Here is a 23,442-nt window from a genome sequence, read left to right as displayed (position 1 = left end):
AACATAATAATTTCAGGGAGGGTAGGCATGTCAGATGATAGAGATAAACTTCTAAAAATCATGAGTAGTTTGGAAGCCGATTACAATTCCGGCAAAATTTCTAGAGAGAAATACACTTACTTCCGTTCTAAATATGAAGATAAGCTTAATTCCATTGATGCTGTTGAAGCCACTAGAAGAATCCGGTCTATGCAGGGCAAATCAACTGCTCCCAAGAATCGTAAAAGAAGCAGGAAACCTACCGTAGATAAGAAAAAACAGGAACAAGATTTAGTTCAAAAGTATATTATTAATCCTAAAAAGGGCGACGCAAAGTATAACAAGAAGAAAAAATCCTCAATGGATGGGAACACTTTCAAGCTGATAGCGGTATTGGTGCTTGTTGTAGCGTTTACTGCAGGCGTTGCCTATGGTGTATTTAGCTTTGAGTTTGACACTGGTGCGGAAACCGGTGTGGTTGCAATTGTTGAGGATACAGCATTCCCTGAAATTAAAGCGGTTGTAAACACAACAACTACAAACTTCACCGACACTTCCAACAACACTCAGGTTGAAGACACAAGCGATGACAATAATGATGAGAAGGTGGAGACCACCACAACGCAGACTACAACTGAAACCACTACAACTGAAACCACTACTGACACTTCAACCGATTCAGGTTCAAGTTCCACCGGTGGAGGAGGCAGTTCCGATTCTGGATCAAGTTCGGATTCAGGTGGAGGCAGTTCCGATTCAGGTTCAGGCTCAGGTTCAGATTCGGGTGGAGGCAGTTCCGAGTCTGGAGGAAGCAGTGAGGAATAATCCTCTTATCCAATATTTAAAGGTGATAGTATGGAAAATAGACTTTTAAAAGGAAGCATAATCGGCATTATTCTTATCATATCCTTGATTTTAATAGCTTCTGGTGTCGGTGCGGCACCAAGCTCCAACAATGACACTTCTATTCAAACATTGTCAAAGGGAGGATTGACCATCAATTATCCTTCAGATTGGGGTTATTCAGAAGCCAAGTCCAATTATTCAATCATGTCAATTTCAAAATTGAATTCCATTGATGCCGCCGGTGTCGGCCAGGTCAATATCAATTTTGAGAAGAAGCCTCTTGAAGGTGAATTCGCCACATTCGTCAATACCACCTACAAGTCCATGGAATCAGACTCCTCATTTAAACTGATTTCATCAGGATCATCCGTTGTTGGGGGCAAGGAGGCATTCGAATATGTCTATACTTCAAACCAGAACGGCACTGAAAGACAGCACAAGGCAGTATGGTTTGAGAAAGGCGGACAGGCTTACGCTTTACTGTACAGTGCTCCAATCGACCAGTTTGATGCTAACTTATATGTATTTGACTATATCCTATCAGATATTCAAATTACATAAATTATTTTTTTTTATGGTGTATTCTTATGATTATATTATGCGTTACAGGCAGCATTGCAGCTACCGAATCAATCAAGCTCGCTCGTGAGTTTAGAAGAAACGATGTCGAGGTCAAGTGTTTCATGAGCGAATCCGCATGTGAAATCATTCATCCGAATGCAATGGAATTTGCAACAGGAAAAGAGGTCGTAACCAGGTTGACCGGTAAAATCGAGCATGTCAAGTATTCTCAGGAGGACCTGATACTTGTTGCTCCGGCAACAGCCAATACCATTTCAAAGTTTGCTCACAAGATTGCTGACGATCCGATTTCAACATTGCTGATTACCGCCCAGGGACATGACACTCCAATCATTTTCGTTCCATCAATGCATGATTCAATGTATCGTGCGATTAGGCAAAACATTGAAAAGATCAAGGATGAGGGTTCAGCCACATTCATCAAGCCCAGGATGGATGAGGGCAAGGCCAAATTCCCGTCTAAGGATGACATTGTGTTGGAATCATTGAGAACCATTAATTTAAACAGAAAGGATTGATATTATTAAAGGCAAAAGGATACTGATAAGTCTTGGTGGGACTTATGAGCCCATCGATTCGGTGAGGGGAATCACCAACAAGTCCTCGGGCAAGATGGGTTTGGCCCTTGCTCGTGAAGCGTATATTCGCGGAGCGGACTTGACTCTTGTTGTGGCTAATGTCAGTGTTGAAATCCCTTCAGTTTTCAATGTCGTTCGCGTCGAGACAAGCTCCCAGATGAACGAGGCTATCTTGAAGCTGATTCCATCTTGTGACATTTTCATCTCAGCGGCGGCAGTTTCTGATTTTGAATTCAGAAAAAAATCAGATAAGAAGATTGACTCCTCCAGTTCATTGTTCTTGAATCTGAAGCCGACTACCAAGATTATCCGCCAGATTAAAAAGATTAATCCTAGTGTCTTTCTGGTTGGGTTTAAGGCGGAATTCAACATTTCAAGGGATGAGATTGTTGAGTGTGCCCGTAGGCAGATTGCCGATGCAGGCACTGATTTGGTTATTGCCAATGATATCTCTAAGGATAACTGCCATTTCGGATCCGACAATAATGAGGTTCTCATTGTTGATGATGATGTCTTGACTGTGCCGTTGGCGTCCAAAAGGGAGATTGCCAAAAAGATTTTTGACGTAATTTCAAAAAAGATATGAGTTCATCTATATTTCAAAGTTTCATCATATTATTTTAATTCATTGCTCTTTTTATTTTAACATATTGATTCAGCATTATGATACTTTTTCATTAATGACTTATTTTAATTATTCATTCATTGCATTAAATTTACATGTTTTCGGGTTCCATTTTTTGCTTTGTGGCAAATGATGAAATGATGTGAATGTTGCTTGTTTCATGTTTTGATTTTCAAATCAATCCTATTTGCAAATTGCAATTTTGATGTCATGTTAAAATATGGGTATATGGTGTAGTGCAAATGGTTTCATATTTCGATTAATGGCATATGTCTGAGGAGGATTATGCCCTCATATGAGTAATACTTTTTTGATTAAATCCTTTAAAATAATCTTTGAAAAAAAGTCTTTTAAAAATAAGTTATTAAATAAAATAAGTTCATGCCTTTAGGTTTTAGTTAAATGGAGTGATTAATAGAGTGAATCAACCTAAAGGACGTTTCAATGAACTTTTATTTTATTTGCATTAGCATATATAATATTTTATTTTATAGTATAAAAAGCTATCTAAGTAATACTTTCTGGCCGATTTTGTAGTAATTTTTTAATTTTCTCAGAGCTATTTTTTAGCTGATTATCACTCAAAAATTGGGTGATTTTTTACAAAGATTTTTCTTGTATTGACAATGCATTATTGCCTTTTTTGTGGTGGTGTTGTTTTCGGTTTTGGTTATTTTTAAATAATTTATCTTAATATTTCTTTTGATATTGGGTGGATTTTGATTTGGAATTTAATAGGGTTTGGGTTTTGAATGTTTGTGATGTTGCATCATTGATTATTTGTTATTGTTGATAAAATTTTTGAATGTTTTTCATCATGTAATTTCTAAGGTTTTGATATTTATTGGAGTATCAAGTGCATACTTTTTTGGATATTGATTGATATCATTTCTTTTTTGTAATTCCATAAAAATTTAAATCTATATGAATCTTTTAATTTTTATTTAAACATTAAAAATTTATTTTTTTTTACAGATTCTTAAAATCTTATCTATCTTGTCAAAATCAGCATCAGAGATGTGATAAAATTTTAAAGATTATTGATTGATATAATTGAAAAAAAGAGGAGCAGATGCGTGTTGCATCTATCTGATTTTAATTTTAATTTTTTTGGTTGCTTTATTGTAGTAGTTGTTTCCTTTATATTTGATAACTGCTTTGTAAGTTCCTTTTTTAGTTAATTTGGTAATTTTAAAGGTTGCTTTGCCTTTGCTGTTGGTTTTTACTTTGTATGTTTTACCTTTAACTTTTAAGGTTACTATTGCTTTTTTCATTGCTTTTTTGCTGTTTTTCAGGATTATTGTGTATTTTTTGATTTTTGTAGTTCTTTTGAATGTTTTTGATTTGGCGATTATTTTTGTTTTCTCTTTATTGATGGTAATTTTGATAGTTTTACTTGTTGGACTGTAATTACTATTTACAATTTTAATTACCATGTTCTTTTTACCGGCTTTTGCAGTTTTTAGGATTTTTGCAGTTAATTTTATTGAAGTAGATCCCTTTTTGATGGTGGAAGTTCCAATTTTTTTGCTGTTTAGTGTAAATGTTACTTTGATTCCATCAGTTATACTTTTGAAGTTAACTTTGTAGGTTCCGCCGTAATTAATCGTATATGCCGCATTTTTTGCATTAATTGTAATGTGTTTTTTATTTACAGTGAAATTAACGGGAATTTCTGCTCTTATGATGTTATTGTCAATGTATGTAATATTGGCATTGTAAGTTCCAGCATTTAATTTAGGAATAACAAGTGTTGCGATTCCATCTTTTACATCAGCATAATATTCAACATTATTAACTCTAACAACCACTTTACCACTGTTCAATGGGTATATGGTGCTGCTATTTACCTGAACTTTGATGTTGACTGAATTACCGTAAACAACATCTTTAGCTTCAAGAATACTCATGCTTACTGTATCGTTTACCAATGGAACATCATTTGTAACATTATCTAAAGTTATTTTAGCACCTATGTTAACATCAATGCAATTTTCACCATTGCCTATGAATTCAGAATTGCTGATAATCATGTCGGTTTCAGTTTTAATTGCACTGCCTCCAGTTGCATTATTGTTAGTGAATTTGGAGTTGTCTATGGTTGTTTTACCATTATTGTATATTGCTCCGCCATAATTGGCATTACCATTCTTGAAATTAATATTTTTCAGGGTTACATTGTTTGATGTAATGTTGAATATTCTTGCAAGTCCCGCTCCGTCGATGGTATGTCCTTGTCCGTCAATTGTGAAATTGTCTTTGGCGATGACAATTCCATTTATAAATTCCTCATCGATATCGGTATATGCATAATCATTTGTTAATTCAAGATAATTTTCGTGGTTTTCGATTTGATGTGAAAGCATCATAAATGACTCATTGTTAAGCACTGTGAATGCTTTGATGCATGCTACCTGTAAGGTGTTTTCTCCTTCGTTATCCCAGTTATAATCATAGAGGTCAGTCCAGTTTTCACCGTCAAAGCTTATAAATGAGATGTTTTCGCTGTAAAATTTATTGACGTATATTGTTCCTTCACAGATAGGGACGCTGGCATTATTGTGATTGATTTGGAATTCTATTTCAAAAACATCGCCAATTTCCAATGGGATGACCTTTCCGAGTTCAATTGTCCAGTATCCTGATTTTGAAAATCCTGATTTACTTAATTTTAAAGCATTGTTGACATAAACTGATAAATTCCAAAAGCTATCTTCCTTGAAATATGTGGATACTCCTGCTAAAAGTTCATTGTTGGTTGCATTGAATCTGTTTTTATACCATATTGTATCATTTGGGGTATTGATGAAATCAGTTTGTGCCTGATCGTACTGATAATTTTTCTCGTATTTTATTGTACTGTTGAATATGATTACGGATGTGCCTAAAAAGTCTGATTTTGAAGGGCAGGAGGTATCATAATATGAAACATAGAAATAGCCGTCTTCTCCCCACTCAGAGCCCCAACTGTTTTTACAAATCCATGCTCCCAGTCCTGGAGCATTAGGTATTTCCATTGTATCATTCCAACCTACAATAACAATTTCATGATTGGGATAAATGGATTCATTGTAATGCTGCTTAACAGAATTTGTTGAATAGATAGCGGATACTACTCCTCCATATTTCATTATCGCTTTTTTGATTTCATCATTATCTGTGAAGTTATCTCTTTTAATGTTTAAAATATTCTGGATGTGCAATACACTATCAAACAAATTTGAATATCGACTAATCTCTATATACGGATCATCCTCTTCCAAAACGGGACCTAACCAGCTTACAAGGTAACCTATGTGTGTATATGAATATCCTCCATAATTTGGTTCATAAATCCAGCCGAATGGTGATGTGTTACTTGCAATGTTTTTCATGTTGTTTTCTGAAAGGTCCAGTAATAAATTATGTGCTTTTAAAACATTTGACTCCAATCCCCCAATTGCGGCAAAAGCCCAGCAGTTACCCTCATCCATCTGGTCCTTAACGGAAGTGGTCTGATTTAAGTCAACTAAATTGTAATACTGAGGGATGTAATCAGTATCAGTATAATTGCCTATGAAAAATGTGTAATTTCTGCTGATAATTATTAGATTATCCTTATCATATGAAATGTAATTGACATATACGGTTTTATTTTCTTTCGCTGAATTACTCTCATAATTATTTTTTGAAAAATCTTGAGTTGAGTTGGAAACGATATAAATTGCGCTGCCATAACCGCTGGCATTATTATTTTTAAATGTATTGTTTTCAATTACCACATTTCGCATATCTGTTAGATATATTGCAGATCCAAAATCACCAGTATTTGATGAGAGTAGTGAGTTTATCAACTTTAAATCTCCATTTTGGTGAAAATAAGCTCCATTGATGCTTGATGAATTTGTTATGGTCAGATTATCGAATGTTGAATTACAATAGCTGATGAATATTCCCGCACCATATTTTGATTTAGCATTAACTATTGATATATTAAATCCAATTAATGAGTGGAAATCGCTACAATATATTGCTCCACCTCTTGATGTTGAAGAGCAATTGATAAACTCAGTTGAGGTGATGTTTATTAGAAATGGATAATCAAATACATTTTCAAATAATATTGCACCTCCCCTATCGGCTTGGGAATTATGAAACTTACAATCGTTGAAATTGATGTTTCCACAAGAGATATAAATGGACCCTCCAGTTTGCTTTGCTTTTGAATTATAAAATGTACAATTGTTAACAGTGAAATTTAAAAGGTCGTAAGTTGTATAACATATTGATCCACCTCTTTTCCCTGCAGTATTGTTTATAAATTCGCAATTGGATATATAAAGATTGCCCCTAAATGTATAGACTGATCCGTAAGTAGATGTGCCAGTATTGTTAATGAATTCACAACCATCAATTAAAGCATCAGCCTGAATTACACGAATACATGGTGTGCTTTTTGCTGTATTGTTCACGAATTTGGAATTGATTATATTGATTGGCGATTTTTCACAAGTCAATACTCCTGAAGCAGATCCTACTTTGTTGTTGATAAATTCGCAGTTGGAAATGTTGAAATCTGATTTTTCAGCATAAATTATTCCATAAGTTATATATGAATCTGATTCGACATTTTCGTTGTCAATGATTTTTGAGTCTTTAATATTCACTGTGCTGTAATATGCTTCTAAAATGCCTGCATCTAAAAGGGTGTTATTGTAAAATGTACAATTCACCAGATTGATATTGCTGCTGTCACTGTAGCCGTTGTAAATCATTCCTGTTGGAAAGTCTTTAGAATGATTATATTTAAAATCTTTGAAAATAACATTCACTGCAGTCAGGCTTTCGGGAGCATAGATTCTGATGTTTTTCAGGGTAAGATTCTTGAATGATACAAATCCGGTTATATGGATAGTGCTTCCGTTACCGTTGATGATAGTATTTGATGTGTCTTCACCGATAAATGTAATGTTTCTGTGTTCGGATTCCTGTTTATAGTCATATTCCCCATCTGTCAAGTAAATGATTGAATCATTTTTAAGGTCATTGTCTGTCAATTCTTTGTGGGGAGCATCAACAGATGTGATGTCTTCAGTGTTGTTAACATTTAGAATAGTATTGTCAGAAATTGTATTTCTGCTGTCTATTTCAATTAAATCAGTATTATTATCACTTGCGCTTGTTGCAGGGATAATAAACAATAAAAATATTAGAAGCGTTATAAGAAAATATTTATTTTTTAACATAATTTCACATTTCCACAGTATTATGTAGTTATTCTTAATATTTATTATATTGGGGTATAATAGTTGAATTAAGTTGCACTGTGATGAATAAAAACTATTAGAAAGTGAGGTTGCAAAAGTTTGATATATTTTGATAAGTATCTAAGTATTACTAATTGACGATTTTTGTAGTATTTTTTTAATTTTCCCAGAGGTATTTTTTCACTTGTTATCACTTGATTTTCACTTGATTTTTTTTAATAATTTTTCTTGTATGGGTATTGCATTATTGTCTTTTTTATGGTGGTTTTGTTTTATTTTTTGATTAATTTTAAATAATTTCTGGGGTGTTTTCTTTTTAAAGTTATCTGTTTTTGTTTTTAGTCTTTGTTATGTTGTCTGTGTTTGGTGTATGATATGAATATTTGTGTTTGTCTTTTTTGTTTGTGTGTATTTTTCGGATCTTTTGATTGTATACTTTTAAGGTATTTGATTATTTATTGAAGTATCATTTGTATACTTTTTTGTTAATATCTGGGTAAATTTTCTGTTTTTTCATTTTGTGTGAATTTTTTTGATGTGTGAAGACCTTATTTTTAATGTGGCTATTTGGTTTTTATTGTTTTTGTTGTTTGAATGGTTACTTTTTATTGGTTGTGGTAGTTTCCATTGTATGATGATTGGATTGTGTTTAAAAATAGTATAATCTTTGAATAAAAAAGAATAAGGGGTTTTTAGGTGAGGGGTCTATCTGTTTGTGTTTTTATTTTACTGTTAGGGTATTAGTGTTTTTGAGTTTTTCATAACTTGTTTTAATTTTGTATTTTCCTTTTTTGAGGTTTTTAACCTTGATTTTGCCGATTCCTTTTTTTTTATTGATTTTTTTTCAAATTGGATAGGTTCCTCTCATTCATAAAGCTTTTGTGATTTTGCACACTGTTGCACTTTCAAAACTTTTTAATATTTTATTGGATATATTAATAATTAGAAAAGATTTTTGGAGGAATAAAATGATGAACTTTGATTTAAGCATTGACCGTGAAAGTCCATTTCAACCAGGTAAGCCAGTTTCTCCGTATTTTTTTAAAGGAAGACATGCAAGCATTCAAAAGATTTTAAGATATTATAACAATGCCTGTAACTGTGATGTGCAGCATTTCTTTTTGACTGGAAAAAAGGGGATAGGTAAAACTTCTCTTGCAGAATTTGTCAAGCAATACCTTGAAGACAATAAAAATGCTTTGGGAATTTATGTTTCCAATAAGGGTCAGCATTCTCTGGAAAATCTTGTAACTTCTATATTTGAAGCATTCCTAAACAATGTGGAAAAAGGATTTTTTGAAAGAAACTTTGAAGGGTTGTTTGGAAGTATTGAAAGCGTTGAATTCATGGGCACTAAAATCCGTTTCAAGCCGGATGAAGAAACATCAAGAGATTTGGTGGCCAGTTTTCATTATATATTAAATGAGTTGATTAATGATGAGTTTGATGATTACGATTGTATCTTTTTGGTGATTGATGATATCAACGGATTGTCCCAACAGGAAGAATTTGTAAACTGGTATAAACGATTTGCAGACACAATTGAAGTTGACGGCTCATTTGAATTGCCTTTATATATTTTATTTGCAGGGTATCCGGAAAAATTCGACAATCTTGTATTGCAAGACTTGTCATTCGGCAGGATATTCCACCATGAGGAAATTAGCAGTCTTGAAAACACTGATGTTCGTGAATTTTTCATCAATGCATTTGATAGTGTGGGGATGAAATGTGAAGATGATGCGCTGGAACTACTTGTTTTGTTTTCTCAAGGATCTCCATTAATGATGCAGCATATTGGTGATGCGGTATTTTGGAAATCAGATGGTGAAATCATAACAAAGGAAACTGCAACAATTGGAGTTTTAAATGCAGCTAATGAACTTGGAAGCAAACAGATACGTCCGGACTTAAATAGAATAGGATCTAAACATTACATTAATATTCTTTTGAAATTGGGCAAGCATCAGATTTACAGTTTTCAGAAATCTGAATTGGAGGAGTATTTGTCCGATGATGAAAAGGGTGTTTTAAGCAATTTCTTAGCAAAAATGATTAAAATCGGCATATTGAATTCGATAGGTGTTAAAAACAGTGGAGAATATGAATTCAGCAATATTTTGTACTTCACATATTTCATGATAAAGGCGAATGAGGGTGAAGTTTTAACTTAAAAAAATATGTGTCAAGTTTTTTTTTAGGATGAAATTCAAACTATTAAATTGGTGAGGTATCAAAAGCTTGATATATTTTGATACCTATCTAAGTATTACTAATTGACGATTTTTGTAGTAATTTTTTAATGTTATCAGAGTTATTTTCTGCTTGATTGTCACCCAAAAATCAAGCTATTTTTTTTAAAAATTTTTCTCAACAAGCAAGGCAATATGGTCTTTTTCGTAAGGTTCCAATTTAATTTTTTCAATAATCTTAAAACCTTTCTCCTTCAATTTCCTCTCTTGTTCCTTGAAAATCTTTTTAGGTTTCTGCACAACATCAATACTTCTGGCCTTAATCATTAAAAGACCAACACCATCATCCTTTGCAAGCAGGTTCATGTTTCTCATAAACAGTTCTGTCTGTGTTGGCTGAGCAACATCACAGTATACCAGGTCTGATTTTTCAACAAGGTTCAAATATCCTTTGGGTTTGGTTGCATCGCCTAAAATCGGAGCAATGTTAGGTCTCTGACGTGAAAGCCGAACTAGCTTTTTGGCAGTGGTCGGTGAAAACTCAACTGCATAAATCCTTCCGTCAATCACAATGTCTGAAATGTGTGAAACGGTGGTTCCGGTTGAAGCGCCAAGGTACAATACTTTTGAAGTCTCCTCAAGCTCCAGATTTTCCAAACCGTTTAAAAGCGCAGCTGCCAATTTTGAACGTCTAGGATTCCATATCCTGTACTCCTCATCCTCCTGTATCAGCTCCTCTCCATAGACTGATATTCCGGGTGTCAGGTTTTTGGTTGCAACGTTGTCGTCCTTAAAATAAACTTTCATGCTCTACCTCCTCTTCCTTTTTTTCTTGCCTTTTCTCTTCTTGCCTTTGCGTTTTCCCTTTTCTTCGTTTCTTTTTTTAGTGGTCTTGGTTGGAAAAGGATTGTTCTTCTCTATCTCTTCAACATTCTGCTTGAACTCGTCTGCAACATTCTCGTCAAAGCTCTTGGTGAAGACGTCACGCCTGACGGCAAGGGATATTCTTCCTGCAAGCATCCTGGCAATCTTTCCACGGTTCCACCATTTGGCGCCCCTCACCTGTGGATGCTGGTAAATCAATCCGTATTTCGGAGGCCTGTCTCCGCTTTTAAGGTGCCTGAACAGTGCCTTTTCAGCACCCATTATCTGAACGGTGCTTGAAGGATACATTGCAAGGCGCCTTATTCCACCGGCATGTGATATCAGCTTTGCGCCCAATGTAGGTCCCACAAGCAGCCTGAGGTTAGGCGCAATGCTTTCCATCTTGTGGTCAATGTAATCCTCAATGTCATGTCGTGACTTCTGCAGCTCATGGATGGATTTGGCGTAATTGTTCATGATTTCAAGGTCTTCGGGGTTGATGTCGTCCTCAAGGTCAATTATGTTGTTGGGGAATGCTTCCGGCTTTGCCTTGACGATTTCATCCTTGCTCAGGTTTTCGGAAATCAGCCTGATGTAGGTTTCATTGTTCTTGATGACATCCATTTCAGGGAAGTACAATGCATACCATTCGCGAATCCTTTCGATAAGCTTTGAAATACTCTCGTCAATCTCATCAATGGAATTGATCGCCTGAATCAGGTGCTTGTCCTCACTGGCAGATTCCTTTTTGATCCTGTAGATTGCAAGGTTTTGATAGATTGCACTCAAGCTATCGTCATCCAAATCGAACTCTTCATAATTGCTTCTCAAGTACTCTCCGGCAGGATTGGGGTTTTTGATGGTTATCTTATCGTTATCATAATCGGACAGCCTCTTGTTTGACTCTATGATAATCTCATCATAATCCTCGCTGAGTTCATTGATGATTTCCAATTCCTCACTCACGATTTGCTTGTTGTTTATGTCAACCAGCCTGTCGATTATTTCATCTTCAGGGAACAATTTCTCACAAATCAGTTCATTTTCACTGTTAAAGGCGAAATAGCCCTTAACACAATAAGTTATATAGCATTCCATAAGATATGTTATTCATTTTATTTTTAATAAGTATTTTTATGATGAAATATTAAAGTATTAAATGTATGTCAAAGCAAAGTTTTAGAGATTTGAAAAATGAGATTGAACTGAAAAGTGCCGAAATCGATGAGCTGGCATTGGAGCTTGAAAGCAAGAACGAGGAAATCAACAAGCTTAAGCTGTACTCCACCAGGCTGAAGTATGAGAAGAAGAACCTGGAGGATAAGCTCGACACCAAGATAGATTATGACAAGGCAAGAATCAAGGAGCTTGACGATTTGCAGGAAAAGCTAGCAGAAAAGGATGCCATCATTGATGATAAGCATGACCAGGTCAAGTACCTGAGGACATTGGTTGACGACTACAAGAGTCAAATCAAGACAACCTCTGAGGAGCTTGAAATCCAGTTGAGGAAAATCTCTAAACAGTACGAGGAACTATTGCATCAAAAGGACTTGATTATTGAAAAACAGGATGATATGATTAACAATCTCACCAAGTCCAATGAGGAAATAGTCAAATCCAACAAGACCAACATAATCAGTTTAAAACTGCAGAATGAAAAGTATCAGGAAATCATTGACAATCTTACAAAAACTAATAAGTAATTAATTACAAAGTTGATAATATGTTAAAAACTAATGTTTGTGGAGTTGAATTCCAAAACCCATTGATGCTGGCGGCCGGAATAATGGGAAGCAACGCCTCATCAATGAATTGGATATTGAAATCAGGTGCAGGGGGAGTGGTGTCAAAGTCATTTTCACTCAACCCTCACCCGGGATACGTAAACCCTACAACCGTTGCGGTTGAAGGGGGAATAATAAACGCCATTGGATTGTCAAATCCGGGCGTTGAGAATTTCAGGGAGGAGCTTAAAAAAATCGACCATGGCGGCAACGTGGTGATAGCGTCAATCTATGGGGCAAACCCGGATGAGTTTTCAACACTCGTCGAGGAAGTGCAGGAATACGTTGACATGATAGAGCTCAACATTTCATGTCCTCATGCAATGGAAGGCTACGGAGCGTCAATCGGTCAAAGCTGCGACTTGTCACACACCATAGTCTCAGCATCCAAGGACGCAAGTGACGTGCCGATCATCGCCAAGCTGACACCGAACGTCACCGACATTACCGAAATCGCCAGGACCTGTGAGGATGCGGGTGCTGATTGCCTGTCACTCATAAACACTCTCGGCCCAGGCATGAAAATCAACATCGATGTTGCAAAACCCGTATTGTCAAACAAGTTCGGGGGAATGAGTGGAAAGGCTATCAAGCCAATAGCGATACGCAACGTCTACTCAGTCTACGAGGCAGTGGACATTCCATTGATAGGAGTCGGCGGAATATACACTTTCGAGGATGTTGTCGAATTCATCTTCGCCGGAGCCCGTGCAGTGCAGATTGGAACCGCCATCATGGATGAGGGCGTTGAAGTCTTCGGTAAAATAAATGAAGGATTAAAGAATTTCATGACCGATAAGGGCTACAAGTCAATTGATGAAATGGTGGGGATTGCACATGATTAATGAACCTAAAATCGTAGAGATAAAAGAGATAATCACTGAAACACCAACAATCAAGACATTCAAGTTCGATTGGGATTTTGAAACCCTGGGCAAACCGAATCCCGGCGAGTTTCTGATGATTTGGAACTTCAGCAATGAAAAGCCAATGTCCATTTCACAAATCAACGATGACGAGCTTGCAATAACAGTTAAAAACATCGGCGAGTTCACATCACAGCTTCATGAGCTCGAAGTCGGTGATAAGATAGGTGTAAGGGGAAGCTACGGTCACGGCTTTGACAACTCATTCAAGGGCAAGAAAATCATAGCCATCGGCGGAGGGGTCGGAATGGCCCCAGTCAATGCGATTGCAAGTGATTTGGCAGGGGATAATGATATCACTGTCATTTCAGCGGCCCAAACCAAGGATGAACTACTGTTTTTGGACTCATTGGAAAGCATTGGCGTTGACGTCAACCCGTGCACTGATGACGGAAGCTATGGCTTTGAAGGATTTGCAACAAACTGCCTCGAGGACTTGCTTCAGGACAACACTTACGATTACGGATTCGTATGCGGCCCTGAGATAATGATGAAGGGAATCTTCGAAATACTGGAATCATCCGACATCCCAGCACAATACTCCCTTGAAAGATACATGAAATGCGCCCTGGGAGTCTGCGGCCAATGCTGCGTTGACAGCGAAGGATGGAGAATCTGCGTTGAAGGACCGGTATTCGAGAACGATAAGATTGAAAAGATAACCGAGTTTGCAAAGTATCGCCGTGACGCATCAGGCGTGAAATACTAAATTGAAAAGGGATTGAAATGGGAAGGGATATTAAGGAATACCTGACGCCGCCAATACTATTGGTAATATTCCTATTGGTAGTTTCCTCAATGATAATATTCCCAGTCTTGAACATGGTCATCCTGGGAGCAATACTCGCCTACGGCGTAAGGCCGGTTGCCCGCCGGATACAGTCCAAGCTCAAATACTCCTCAATCTCAATACTGCTTGCAATGGTTGTCATACTGATACCATTGATACTGCTGATTGCATATATAGTATTCGAATTGTCAGGAATGCTGTCAGGTTTTCTGGCAACAAACTCAGCAACGGACATCAACGCAACGCTGTCATCGGTAAGCGCGTACCTGCCATGGAGCATCGACATCAACTCAATATCATCTCAGATCAACTCATCCATGCATGAAATCGGCAGATACCTACTGAACTACCTCGTGAAATTTGCAGGCAGCCTCATGAACATTACCCTTGACCTGTTTATATTGGTATGTTCAGTGTTCTACTTCGTGAGGGATGGGGACAAGTGCTTAAGCTTCATGAGGGATTTCGTGCCGGACGATTCAAAGGAATTCTTCGACAACACCGTCCAGTCAGTCAAGGACGTGCTTAGAAGCATATTCTACGGGCATTTCCTCACATCAGTGATAATCGGAATATTCGCAGCTATAGGATACTCATTATTGGGCTATCCGTATGGGATATTCCTGGGGGTAATTACTGGAATACTGCAGCTGATACCGGTTTTCGGACCATGGCCAATCTACTGGGCACTGTTTTTCATGGACATAATGGCCGGAAACTATCCAAGAGCCGTAATCGTGCTATTGTTCGGATTCTTCCTAAGCACAATCGACATGTACATAAGGCCAGCACTGTCCAGCCACTACGCAGACATTCATCCGCTGATTCTATTAATAGGGTTCTTATCCGGACCGCTGGTGTATGGAATCGTCGGATTCATAGTCGGGCCGCTGATACTTGGAATCACCTATGCAGTGCTTGACAGCTACAGGAAGGAATACATTTTAGGAGAGGGTTGAATGCAGAGAAATGTTGTTATACTTGATATAGATTACGTTACATATGAGGGAAAGCCGGTTATAAGATTATTCTCAAAGGAGGAGGATAAGAACATTGTGTTGATTGACGACACCTTCGAACCATACCTGTACGTGGTGAGCGACGACATCGATGAGTGCATTCAGGAAATCCAGGACAATATCGATGTGACCCGTGTGGAAAAGGTGACAAAGAAGGATTTCCAAATACCGATGGAATTCATAAAGGTGACATTCAAGCACCCTCAGGAATTGGCCAAGAACCGTGACGCTTTAAGGGACCTTGAAACGGTGATTCAAATAAGGGAATTCGACATACCGTTCTACAGAAGATACCTCATGGACCGTGACGTGATACCTATGACCGAGGTCATGGCCATAGGTGAGGAAATCGAATCATTCATGGACCTTGACTCCACCAAGCAGGACCTGAAGATCATAAAATTAACCGAGAAACTCGAAAGGGTTCCAGAGTACCCTCAGAAGTTCCGCATATTGAGCTTCGACTTGGAAGTGAGAAACCCTCATGGGATGCCCGACTCCCAGGAGGATGAAATCATCATGATTGGTGTTGCAAGCAACTTCGGCCTGAACCAGGTGATATCCACAAAAACCAACTCCCCCGAGAGGGATGATTTCGTAAACCAGGTAGATTCTGAAAAGGCGATGATTGAGGAATTCGTTAAAATCATCAAGGACAATAACGTTGACATTATCGTAGGATACAACTCCGACAATTTCGACTTCCCATACCTCAAGGACCGCGCAAAGATACTGGACGTTGACCTCGACATTGGAATGGACGAGTCCGCCGTCAAGTTCATTCGAAGGGGATATGCGAATGCAGCCTCCTTCAAGGGGCTGATACATGTTGACCTGTACCTTGTGATGCGCAGGTACATGACACTTGACCGCTACACTCTTGAAAGGGTTTACTATGAGCTTTTCGGCGAAGAGAAAATCGATGTTCCCGGCGAGCGCATATGGCAGTTCTGGGACAATGGCGGAGAGGAGCTGGACAAGCTATTTGACTACTCCCTTGACGATGTGGTTTCAACACTGAAGATTGCAGAGCAGACACTTCCGCTGAACCTGGAATTGACCCGTATAATCGGCCAGCCATTGTTTGACGTTTCACGTATGGCCACAGGTCAGCAGGCGGAATGGTTTTTAGTAAAGCAGGCATACTTTGACGATGAGGTTGTGCCCAACAAGCAGGGGTCAAACTTCGCAGACCGTGCCTCTGCTGAGGACAATGAGGGGGGATACGTTAAGGAGCCTGAGAAGGGATTGCATGAAAATCTGGTTCAGTTTGACTTCAGAAGCCTGTATCCGAGCATTATCATTTCTAAAAACATCTCACCGGACGTCATGACCTTGGGCGAGATTGAAAACGAGGACGAGTATAACATTTCCCCTGAACACGGAATCAAGTTCAAGAAGTCCCCGCAGGGTTTCATCCCGTCAGTCATCGACAAGATACTGCAGGAGAGATTCAGGATAAAACGTGAGATGAAGGCATCGACCGACCCGCAGGAAAAGATTTCCTTGAACGTACAGCAGCAGGCCATAAAGAGGTTGGCGAATACCATGTATGGTATCTATGGTTTTCCGCGCTTCAGATGGTATTCCTTCGAATGCGCAAAGGCCATCACATCCTGGGGAAGGCAGTACATCAAGTCTTCCATAAAAAAAGCTGAAGAGTATGGATTCTACACCATATATGCGGATACTGATGGTTTTTATGCAAAATATAAGAAAGAATAAGAATACGTGATTCTTATTCCTGAAGGTATGTTATTTTTGCGCTCACAGGCTCATAGCCAATGATCAGTTTGGTCTTGCACATGTTGTTGCTGGTTGAGGTTTTGGTTATGGTCATTCCCTTAATGTTTTTGAAAGTGTATTTTGCCTTTAGGAGATGATGGGTTTTGGCTCCATCCAAGTTGCCCTTGTATACTCTGAGGTTTTCAACATACACTCCCTTGTAATATTGCCCGTTTCTGCTTTGTTTGAAGAAGCGGAAATAATCTCCATTTTTAAATTTTTTTGTCTTTCCTAATTTAAGGGTCAGGGACTTCTTGACTCCAATATGAATATATGCCTTTCTGCTCAAAGAATATGCCTTACTTGCAGAGGAAATGATAACTTTATGAGTTCCCCTTTTAAGATTCTTGGTGCTTAATGTTGCAATGCCTTTGGAATTTGTTTGCAATGTATATGTCTTTGACTTTTTACCTGTGTAAACCTTGACTTTGATCTTAACCGTCTTCATCGGCTTTTTATTCGAATCCTTGATGGTGATTTTGAAGGATCCTTTTTTCTTATAGGTATTATATACGTTTGGCGCAGTGGCCTTGAGCTTTTTAGCGATTGTCTTGTTTGATGTGGTGTTGGTAGTGTCTTTAGCAGTATCTGATGTGTTTTTTGAACTTAATGAACTGTCATTAGCGGCAATTGCTGTTTCGACATTATTCTGTTCCAATTGAACATCATCTGATTCGCCAACGATATCATCTGTTGAATTGTCTGCAGCTGAAATCGCACTGACGCTTAAAATCAGAGCACATAATACTAGGAATGTTAAACATAGATGTTTCAAATTCAATTAATTCACCCTCCTAATTTAATCGGTATATATTCCGTATATTATGAATATATAAAAATAGTTTAGGTGAATATCGTATTTAAAATTTAACAAAAAAAAGAAAAAAGGGTTAAGAGAAATTAGATTCTCTTATCTTTTAATTTTAATAGTTGATTTTGCTTTTTTAGCAACAACATACTTGTCGGCGGATGTGACAACAACCTTGTGCTTGCCAACTTTAAGTTTCTTGACACTGAGTTTGGCAATTCCTTTAGAGTTGGTTTTAATCTTATAGGTTTTTGCCTTTTTACCAGTGTAAACTTTAACTTTAACTTTAACTCCTTTAATTACCTTTTTAGTCTTCTTGTTTTTAACAGTGACTTTAAAGTATTTTTTAGCACCTTTCTTGGCGGTTAATTTTTTAGGAGTTAATTTGGCTGGCGCCTTTTTAATCACAATCTTGGATGTGACTTTCTTAGCATCATAGTTCTTGTTTGATGCACTTGACACTTCAACCTTGTAGGTTCCTGGTTTTAAACTGTCAAGCAATAGTTTCAATTGACCGTTCATACCGGTTTGGCCGTTGTAGTTGTAGTACCTGTTTTTGGACACGAATATCTTGATGTTCACTTCAGCAGCATAGACCGCTTTCTTGTTTTTAGCATTGGTTAACTTAACAGTGAAGTACTTTCCAGCCTTATAGTAGGTATTTACTTTCTTAGCAGTGAGTTTAGCTTTAATCTTTTTGACTGTAATGGTCTTTGTCACCTGTTTAGCGTCATACCTGTTGTCTGCGGAAGTAACGATCATCTTGTGTTTGCCCACATCTAATGAAGCACTGAATGTTACTTGACCTTTGCTGTTGGTTTGGAACAAGTAATCACTGTATTTCTTGGATGTAGCATATAATCTTACAAGCAGGTACATGCCGGATACTGCTTTACCGTTCTTGTCTTTGACGGTTATTGTTGAAGTTTTTCCGGTATTGTACTGTACGGTCACATCTTTAGCACTGATAGTGGTTGGGATTTTAAGAACTGTTACGGTACCTTTTGCACTGGTTGGAGCGATGTTTTTAGTATCATTGTTTGATGCTGTGAATACGTAATTTCCACCAACTAATCCGCTTTTAGTCTCAGTGTTGTATATGGAAATGCGTCCAACTCCACTGGTGTTAGTGTAAAGGTAATATTCTCCACTCAATTTATCAATGGTTAATTTTACAATGATTCCAGGAACAGGTTCTCCTAAGGAGTTAGTAACTGTTACGGTTACAGGCTTGTCGGTTCCGAAGTATTCCTTATATGGGTCAACAACTATTTTGAAGTGTCCTTGGGTAATTGTTAAGTTGGTTGTGACTTTAGCTGCTTTAACATTGCCGTCGGATTCTAAATCAACGCTGTGGTTTCCAACGTCCAAGTCGATTTGGCTTAAGCTGATTGATCCACCATTCACTCCATTGTTGTTAAACTCGTATAGGTTAATTGTCTTGAATGATGCAATACCGTTAGCGTCAGTGGTTGCACTGAATCCTGCCCTGATGTTTCCAACAGTGGTCAGTTTAATGGTTTTTCCGGTAATGTTGGATCCATCGTCAGCATCAACTAATCTGAATGTGAAGTTACCGGTTCTGTATTCATTGACATTGTTGACAATTACAATTTTGGCATTGTAGATCCTGTTTAGGGTAACATTCTTCTCGGTATTGTCATATTTGATGTTTAATGTTGCAGTTGTGAAGTTGCCGTTTTCAAGAGTGAAGTATAATGTTCCGTTTTCATACTTGTCCACGGTTACAGGGATGACTACAGTATTATTTCCGTTTTTATAGGTTACGTTAAGTTGAATCTGTGTGACATTCATGTCTTCTGTCTCGTTACCTACAATGAGTCCCACCTTAACTTCTCCTTTTTTAGAGGAGTTGACGTTGATAGGGGTTGTTGCATTGAGGCCGTAGACTTTTAAAGTAATGTTTTTAACGGATTCGAGGAAAGTGCTGTCTCCTAAATACTTGACGGTTAAATTGTATACTCCAAATTTGAATGCATCCTTAATGGTTACAATGGAATTGTTAACATCAATATTAAGGGCTTTGCCGTCTTTCAATATTTGGATATTGTCTTTTGTTACATTGATGTTATGGCCTGAATCGGCTGTTAATCCGGTGATTATGATTCTTAAATTTTTATCTTCAGTTTCACCGAGGGTCACGATTGAAGCGCCGTTATCCACATCAATTTCTGTGTTCACTTTAATCTGGGTTGTTGCAGTTAAGTTTCCTTCACTGTATTTGATTACAGCATATGCTGAATCGAAATCAGCATCTAAGTCAAAAGTGATGTTTTGACCGTTTAAATCGTATTCAACAGTTTGATTGGTAGTTACATTGTTTAAAGTCCGGAATACTGTGACGTTTAATTTAGTTTCATTGATGTCAACTAAATCGGCACCATCATTGAGGTTGATGGTAATTGTCACTTGTGTATTGTCATCTAATACTGCGACTGCATCAGGATTGAATCTGACGTTTCCGTAAACTTTCTGTTCAATGGTAGTATTTGAGGTAACGTATGTGTCATTGCCCTTGTAGATAATGGTTATATTGTGCACTCCATCCTCTAAGTTCACGTTGATTATTGAATTGTTGTATGTGAATGCAATGTTTTTTCCATTGTCAAGCACTTGTAAGTCTGCTTTTGCAACGTTTAACACGTTTCCTTCATTGTCTTTTACAGTAACAGTTATGTTATTGGTTTCATTGTTCCTGTATTTGTTTTCTGCAGTTGCATTGACTGAACTTGTTAAGAGTATTTTAACATTTTTAGATCCAGTTGAATTAACGTAATTGACATTTACGCTTGCTTTAATCCATTTGTATGCGTCAACATCGAATTTGATTTTTCCGTCAACAATATCATATGCTGAAAGGACTGCGGAAGTTACGTTTCCGGTTTTGTCAGTGTAGGTTAAGTTTAATGTGAAATCATAGGTTAAGTCAATGTTTTCAGAACCGTCAAATAAGGTTACTGGGATTTCTACGGTTTTACCTTCGCTAACAACAGTTTCAGGAACGTTGATTGTATTGTTTCCGGATACTTTTATGATTATAGCGCTGCTGTTTGATGCATTGTAGGTTACATTACCTTTGTATGCGATTGTTAAGTTATGCACTCCTTCATTTAAGGTAAGGGTCATAACTGAATTGTTATATTTAAAGTCAATTTCATTTCCGTTATCGAATACTTTTAAATCATTTTTAACAACATTTAATTGATTTTCTTGACCATCGAGGATTGTGATACTGATTGTTTTATTCTCTTCTGATTTAAATTTGTATTCGTCTTTATCTGCTTTGACTTGAGTGCTGACTTTAATGTTAACTGTTTTTGGTTCAGTTGCATTAACATAGTCTATTTTCAAACTTGCAGCTATTAAAGTAACGTCTGTATTGAATTTGATAGTATTGTTTTCAATAGTAAATGCCTTAATTGTTAAATTACTTATGTTTCCAGTTTCATTAGTATATATTAATGTTAAGTTGAAGTTATCTTTATTTAATTCAATGTAGTCAACTCCATCATTTACTTTAACTGGAATTTCAATATCTTTTCCATTGCAAACAACACTTGTCACGGTTTCGATTGTATTGTTTCCATATATTTTAACGGCAATTACTTTAGATGAATTAATGTACTGTTCATTACCTAAGTAATTAATTGTTAAATTGTAGTTTCCAACAGGCAATGCTTCTGTAATTGTCATGAGTGTACCTGTATAATCAAATGAAACGCTTTTATTTCCGTTCATTACAGATAAATCACTTTTATTTACATTAATATTGCTTGATTTGTTATCTTTAACTTCGACTGTGACAGTTTTATTTGAATCCTGCTTGAATTCATAACTGTCCTTGTTGGTTTTAACAGTTGTATTTATTTTTTCTGTTTGCGTATCATCGGGTACGTTTCCTTCAGTATCACTAGTATTACTGAGGACAACGTCTGCTCCATCATCAGCTAACGGGACATCACTGTTGTCAGTGACATTCTCACTAGCACAGACTGATCCGATGCTTATCAATAGAAATATTGCTATTCCTATTAACAGTATGTAAGAATTTTTTATTTTCACTTTATTGTCCTCCTTTTTAAGAAAATCTTTTTTGCGTACAAATATTTTTTGAATATTTATAACATTTATAGTTATAACTTTAATATTATATAAAACAACCTATTTTCACAACTAATTATTGCTTTTTGCTTGTTTTTAAAAGGATTGGATAATGTTTGAAATCCATAAAAAATAGTTTACATTTGGTCTATTAATCCAATCATGATTAATAATGAGTTTTAAAATTAAATTATATTGATGTTTGGTAAAATGAGTTTAAAAATAGTTGGAATGAGTTAAAAGATTAACCCATTATTCTTCAACATAGGAATCAATGTCAATGTCCAGGTCATCGCAGATTCCTTTCAGTTGTTCGTATAATTTTTCATCTATTGCAACGCCGTTTGCTTCAGCTTCAGCGATTCTTTTAACTTCCAAGTCACCCGGTATGGCAACGGTTTCCCCGGTAGCCCTCACTTGTGACACGAAGTCTTCGGTATGTGCCTTGAACTCATCGAAGTCGCCGAATTTGGATGGGTCGATTACAACATACAGGTCACCTTTGGTACAGTCCTTGTCTGGTGAAGCGGTACCTGTAACGCCGTGGCCGTAACCGGCTTGTACTAATGGTCCGGTTAGGATTTCAATTAAAAGTGATAATGCGTATCCTTTGAATCCTCCGAATGGCAGGATTGATCCTTCAAGTGCTGCTTCAGGGTCGTTAGTTGGGTTTCCATCCTTGTCCAATGCCCAACCGTCAGGCAAGTCCAATCCTTTCCTTTTGGATTCGATGATTTTACCACGTGCAGTGACGGATGTTGCCATGTCCACGGTAATGTATGTGTCTGATGGGATTCCTAAAGCGACAGGGTTTGTTCCGATCAATGCCCCTTTGCCTCCTAAAGGCGCGATGGCAGGGTCTGTGTTAGCTAGGACCAAACCGATGCAGTTTTCCCTCAATGCCAAGTCGGAGTAGAATCCTGTGACTCCGAAGTGGTTGGTGTTGTGAACTCCCACACATGCGATACCCACTTCTTTTGCCTTCTTGATTGCTAACTGCATTGCCTTGTAGGATACTGCTTGTCCGAATCCACTGTTACCGTTTATCAATGCGATTGCAGGGGTTTCCTTTTCAATAGTGATATTGTCTTCTAAGTTGATTGTTCCTGCTTTAATACTAATGAGGTATTGTGGGAATCTTCCGAGTCCGTGTGATGTGAATCCTTTTAAGTCAGCATCTAATGTTGCTTCTGCCACTAATTCTTGGTCTTCCTCGCTGGCTCCGAGCTTTGCTAGTATTTCTTTTACAAGAGCCATTTCCTTGTCTTTCATTATCTTCATGTTATCACTCCT

General features: G+C 37.3%; 16 protein-coding genes. 10 read left to right on the top strand and 6 right to left on the bottom strand.

Translation table 11 applies throughout. From position 1 onward, the window contains the following. Nucleotides 1-27: 27 nt before the first annotated feature. Genes QZU77_RS00880 through QZU77_RS00865 form a run of 4 tightly spaced genes read left to right on the top strand, consistent with a single transcriptional unit; the run spans nucleotide 28 to nucleotide 2,571 of the window. The gene (locus QZU77_RS00880; protein WP_295598614.1) at nucleotides 28-804 is read left to right on the top strand and encodes an endoglucanase; all 777 of its coding nucleotides are present in this window, start codon (nucleotides 28-30) and stop codon (nucleotides 802-804) included. 30 nt (nucleotides 805-834) lie between these two features. Continuing rightward, nucleotides 835-1,386: a PsbP-related protein gene (locus QZU77_RS00875; protein WP_295598609.1), complete on the top strand. Its 552-nt coding sequence runs from the start codon at nucleotides 835-837 to the stop codon at nucleotides 1,384-1,386. Between the two features lie 26 nt (nucleotides 1,387-1,412). Next, entirely contained in the window at nucleotides 1,413-1,925 is a 513-nt protein-coding gene (locus tag QZU77_RS00870; RefSeq protein WP_295598606.1) for a flavoprotein, read from the top strand. A 25-nt stretch (nucleotides 1,926-1,950) separates the two neighbouring features. Then, nucleotides 1,951-2,571 carry a phosphopantothenoylcysteine decarboxylase gene (locus QZU77_RS00865; RefSeq protein WP_366208851.1) on the top strand — a complete coding sequence of 207 codons (621 nt, stop codon included), beginning with the start codon at nucleotides 1,951-1,953 and terminating at the stop codon, nucleotides 2,569-2,571. A 1,124-nt stretch (nucleotides 2,572-3,695) separates the two neighbouring features. Here the strand turns inward: QZU77_RS00865 and QZU77_RS00860 are convergent. Continuing rightward, a complete protein-coding gene (locus tag QZU77_RS00860) occupies nucleotides 3,696-7,790 on the bottom strand; it encodes a C1 family peptidase (protein WP_295598600.1) in 4,095 nt (1,364 codons plus the stop codon). A 1,034-nt stretch (nucleotides 7,791-8,824) separates the two neighbouring features. On the opposite strand from QZU77_RS00860, the gene QZU77_RS00855 reads away from it, so the two are divergent. Then, on the top strand, nucleotides 8,825-10,030 hold the full coding sequence (locus QZU77_RS00855) for an ATP-binding protein (protein ID WP_295598597.1): 1,206 nt from the start codon (nucleotides 8,825-8,827) through the stop codon (nucleotides 10,028-10,030). 183 nt (nucleotides 10,031-10,213) lie between these two features. Here the strand turns inward: QZU77_RS00855 and QZU77_RS00850 are convergent, their stop codons facing one another. Together QZU77_RS00850 and QZU77_RS00845 are read right to left on the bottom strand one after the other, a co-directional pair. Next, a complete protein-coding gene (locus QZU77_RS00850) occupies nucleotides 10,214-10,855 on the bottom strand; it encodes a fibrillarin-like rRNA/tRNA 2'-O-methyltransferase (protein ID WP_295598594.1) in 642 nt (213 codons plus the stop codon). A 3-nt stretch (nucleotides 10,856-10,858) separates the two neighbouring features. Beyond that, complete coding sequence (locus QZU77_RS00845; protein WP_295598591.1) at nucleotides 10,859-12,010, bottom strand: NOP5/NOP56 family protein; 1,152 nt, start codon at nucleotides 12,008-12,010, stop codon at nucleotides 10,859-10,861. A 65-nt stretch (nucleotides 12,011-12,075) separates the two neighbouring features. Here QZU77_RS00845 and QZU77_RS00840 point away from each other — a divergent pair, with 65 nt between their 5' ends. From QZU77_RS00840 to QZU77_RS00820, 5 genes are read left to right on the top strand one after another with little or no spacing between them, the layout of a single operon-like run. Further along, entirely contained in the window at nucleotides 12,076-12,618 is a 543-nt protein-coding gene (locus QZU77_RS00840) for a glycosyl transferase (protein WP_295598588.1), read from the top strand. A gap of 20 nt (nucleotides 12,619-12,638) precedes the next feature. Continuing rightward, nucleotides 12,639-13,544 carry a dihydroorotate dehydrogenase gene (locus tag QZU77_RS00835; protein WP_295598585.1) on the top strand — a complete coding sequence of 302 codons (906 nt, stop codon included), beginning with the start codon at nucleotides 12,639-12,641 and terminating at the stop codon, nucleotides 13,542-13,544. Further along, a complete protein-coding gene (locus QZU77_RS00830; protein WP_295598582.1) occupies nucleotides 13,537-14,334 on the top strand; it encodes a dihydroorotate dehydrogenase electron transfer subunit in 798 nt (265 codons plus the stop codon). Before QZU77_RS00835 ends, QZU77_RS00830 begins: the two co-directional genes overlap by 8 nt. A 17-nt stretch (nucleotides 14,335-14,351) precedes the next feature. Beyond that, a complete protein-coding gene (locus tag QZU77_RS00825) occupies nucleotides 14,352-15,374 on the top strand; it encodes an AI-2E family transporter (protein ID WP_295598579.1) in 1,023 nt (340 codons plus the stop codon). After that, on the top strand, nucleotides 15,375-17,159 hold the full coding sequence (locus tag QZU77_RS00820) for a DNA-directed DNA polymerase (protein ID WP_295598576.1): 1,785 nt from the start codon (nucleotides 15,375-15,377) through the stop codon (nucleotides 17,157-17,159). It abuts the gene before it with no gap. Between the two features lie 13 nt (nucleotides 17,160-17,172). Here QZU77_RS00820 and QZU77_RS00815 read toward each other — a convergent pair whose 3' ends face one another. From QZU77_RS00815 to comC, 3 genes are all read right to left on the bottom strand, one after another. Next, complete coding sequence (locus QZU77_RS00815; RefSeq protein ID WP_295598573.1) at nucleotides 17,173-18,000, bottom strand: hypothetical protein; 828 nt, start codon at nucleotides 17,998-18,000, stop codon at nucleotides 17,173-17,175. Nucleotides 18,001-18,129: 129 nt separating this feature from the next. After that, nucleotides 18,130-22,110: a hypothetical protein gene (locus QZU77_RS00810; RefSeq protein WP_295598570.1), complete on the bottom strand. Its 3,981-nt coding sequence runs from the start codon at nucleotides 22,108-22,110 to the stop codon at nucleotides 18,130-18,132. A gap of 291 nt (nucleotides 22,111-22,401) precedes the next feature. Continuing rightward, nucleotides 22,402-23,430: an L-sulfolactate dehydrogenase gene (comC, locus tag QZU77_RS00805; protein WP_295598566.1), complete on the bottom strand. Its 1,029-nt coding sequence runs from the start codon at nucleotides 23,428-23,430 to the stop codon at nucleotides 22,402-22,404. Nucleotides 23,431-23,442: the final 12 nt, after the last annotated feature.

Origin of the sequence: uncultured Methanobrevibacter sp., assembly GCF_902774605.1 — an archaeon.
GTDB lineage: Archaea > Methanobacteriota > Methanobacteria > Methanobacteriales > Methanobacteriaceae > Methanocatella.
This window is presented reverse-complemented; position numbering and strand designations above follow the sequence as displayed.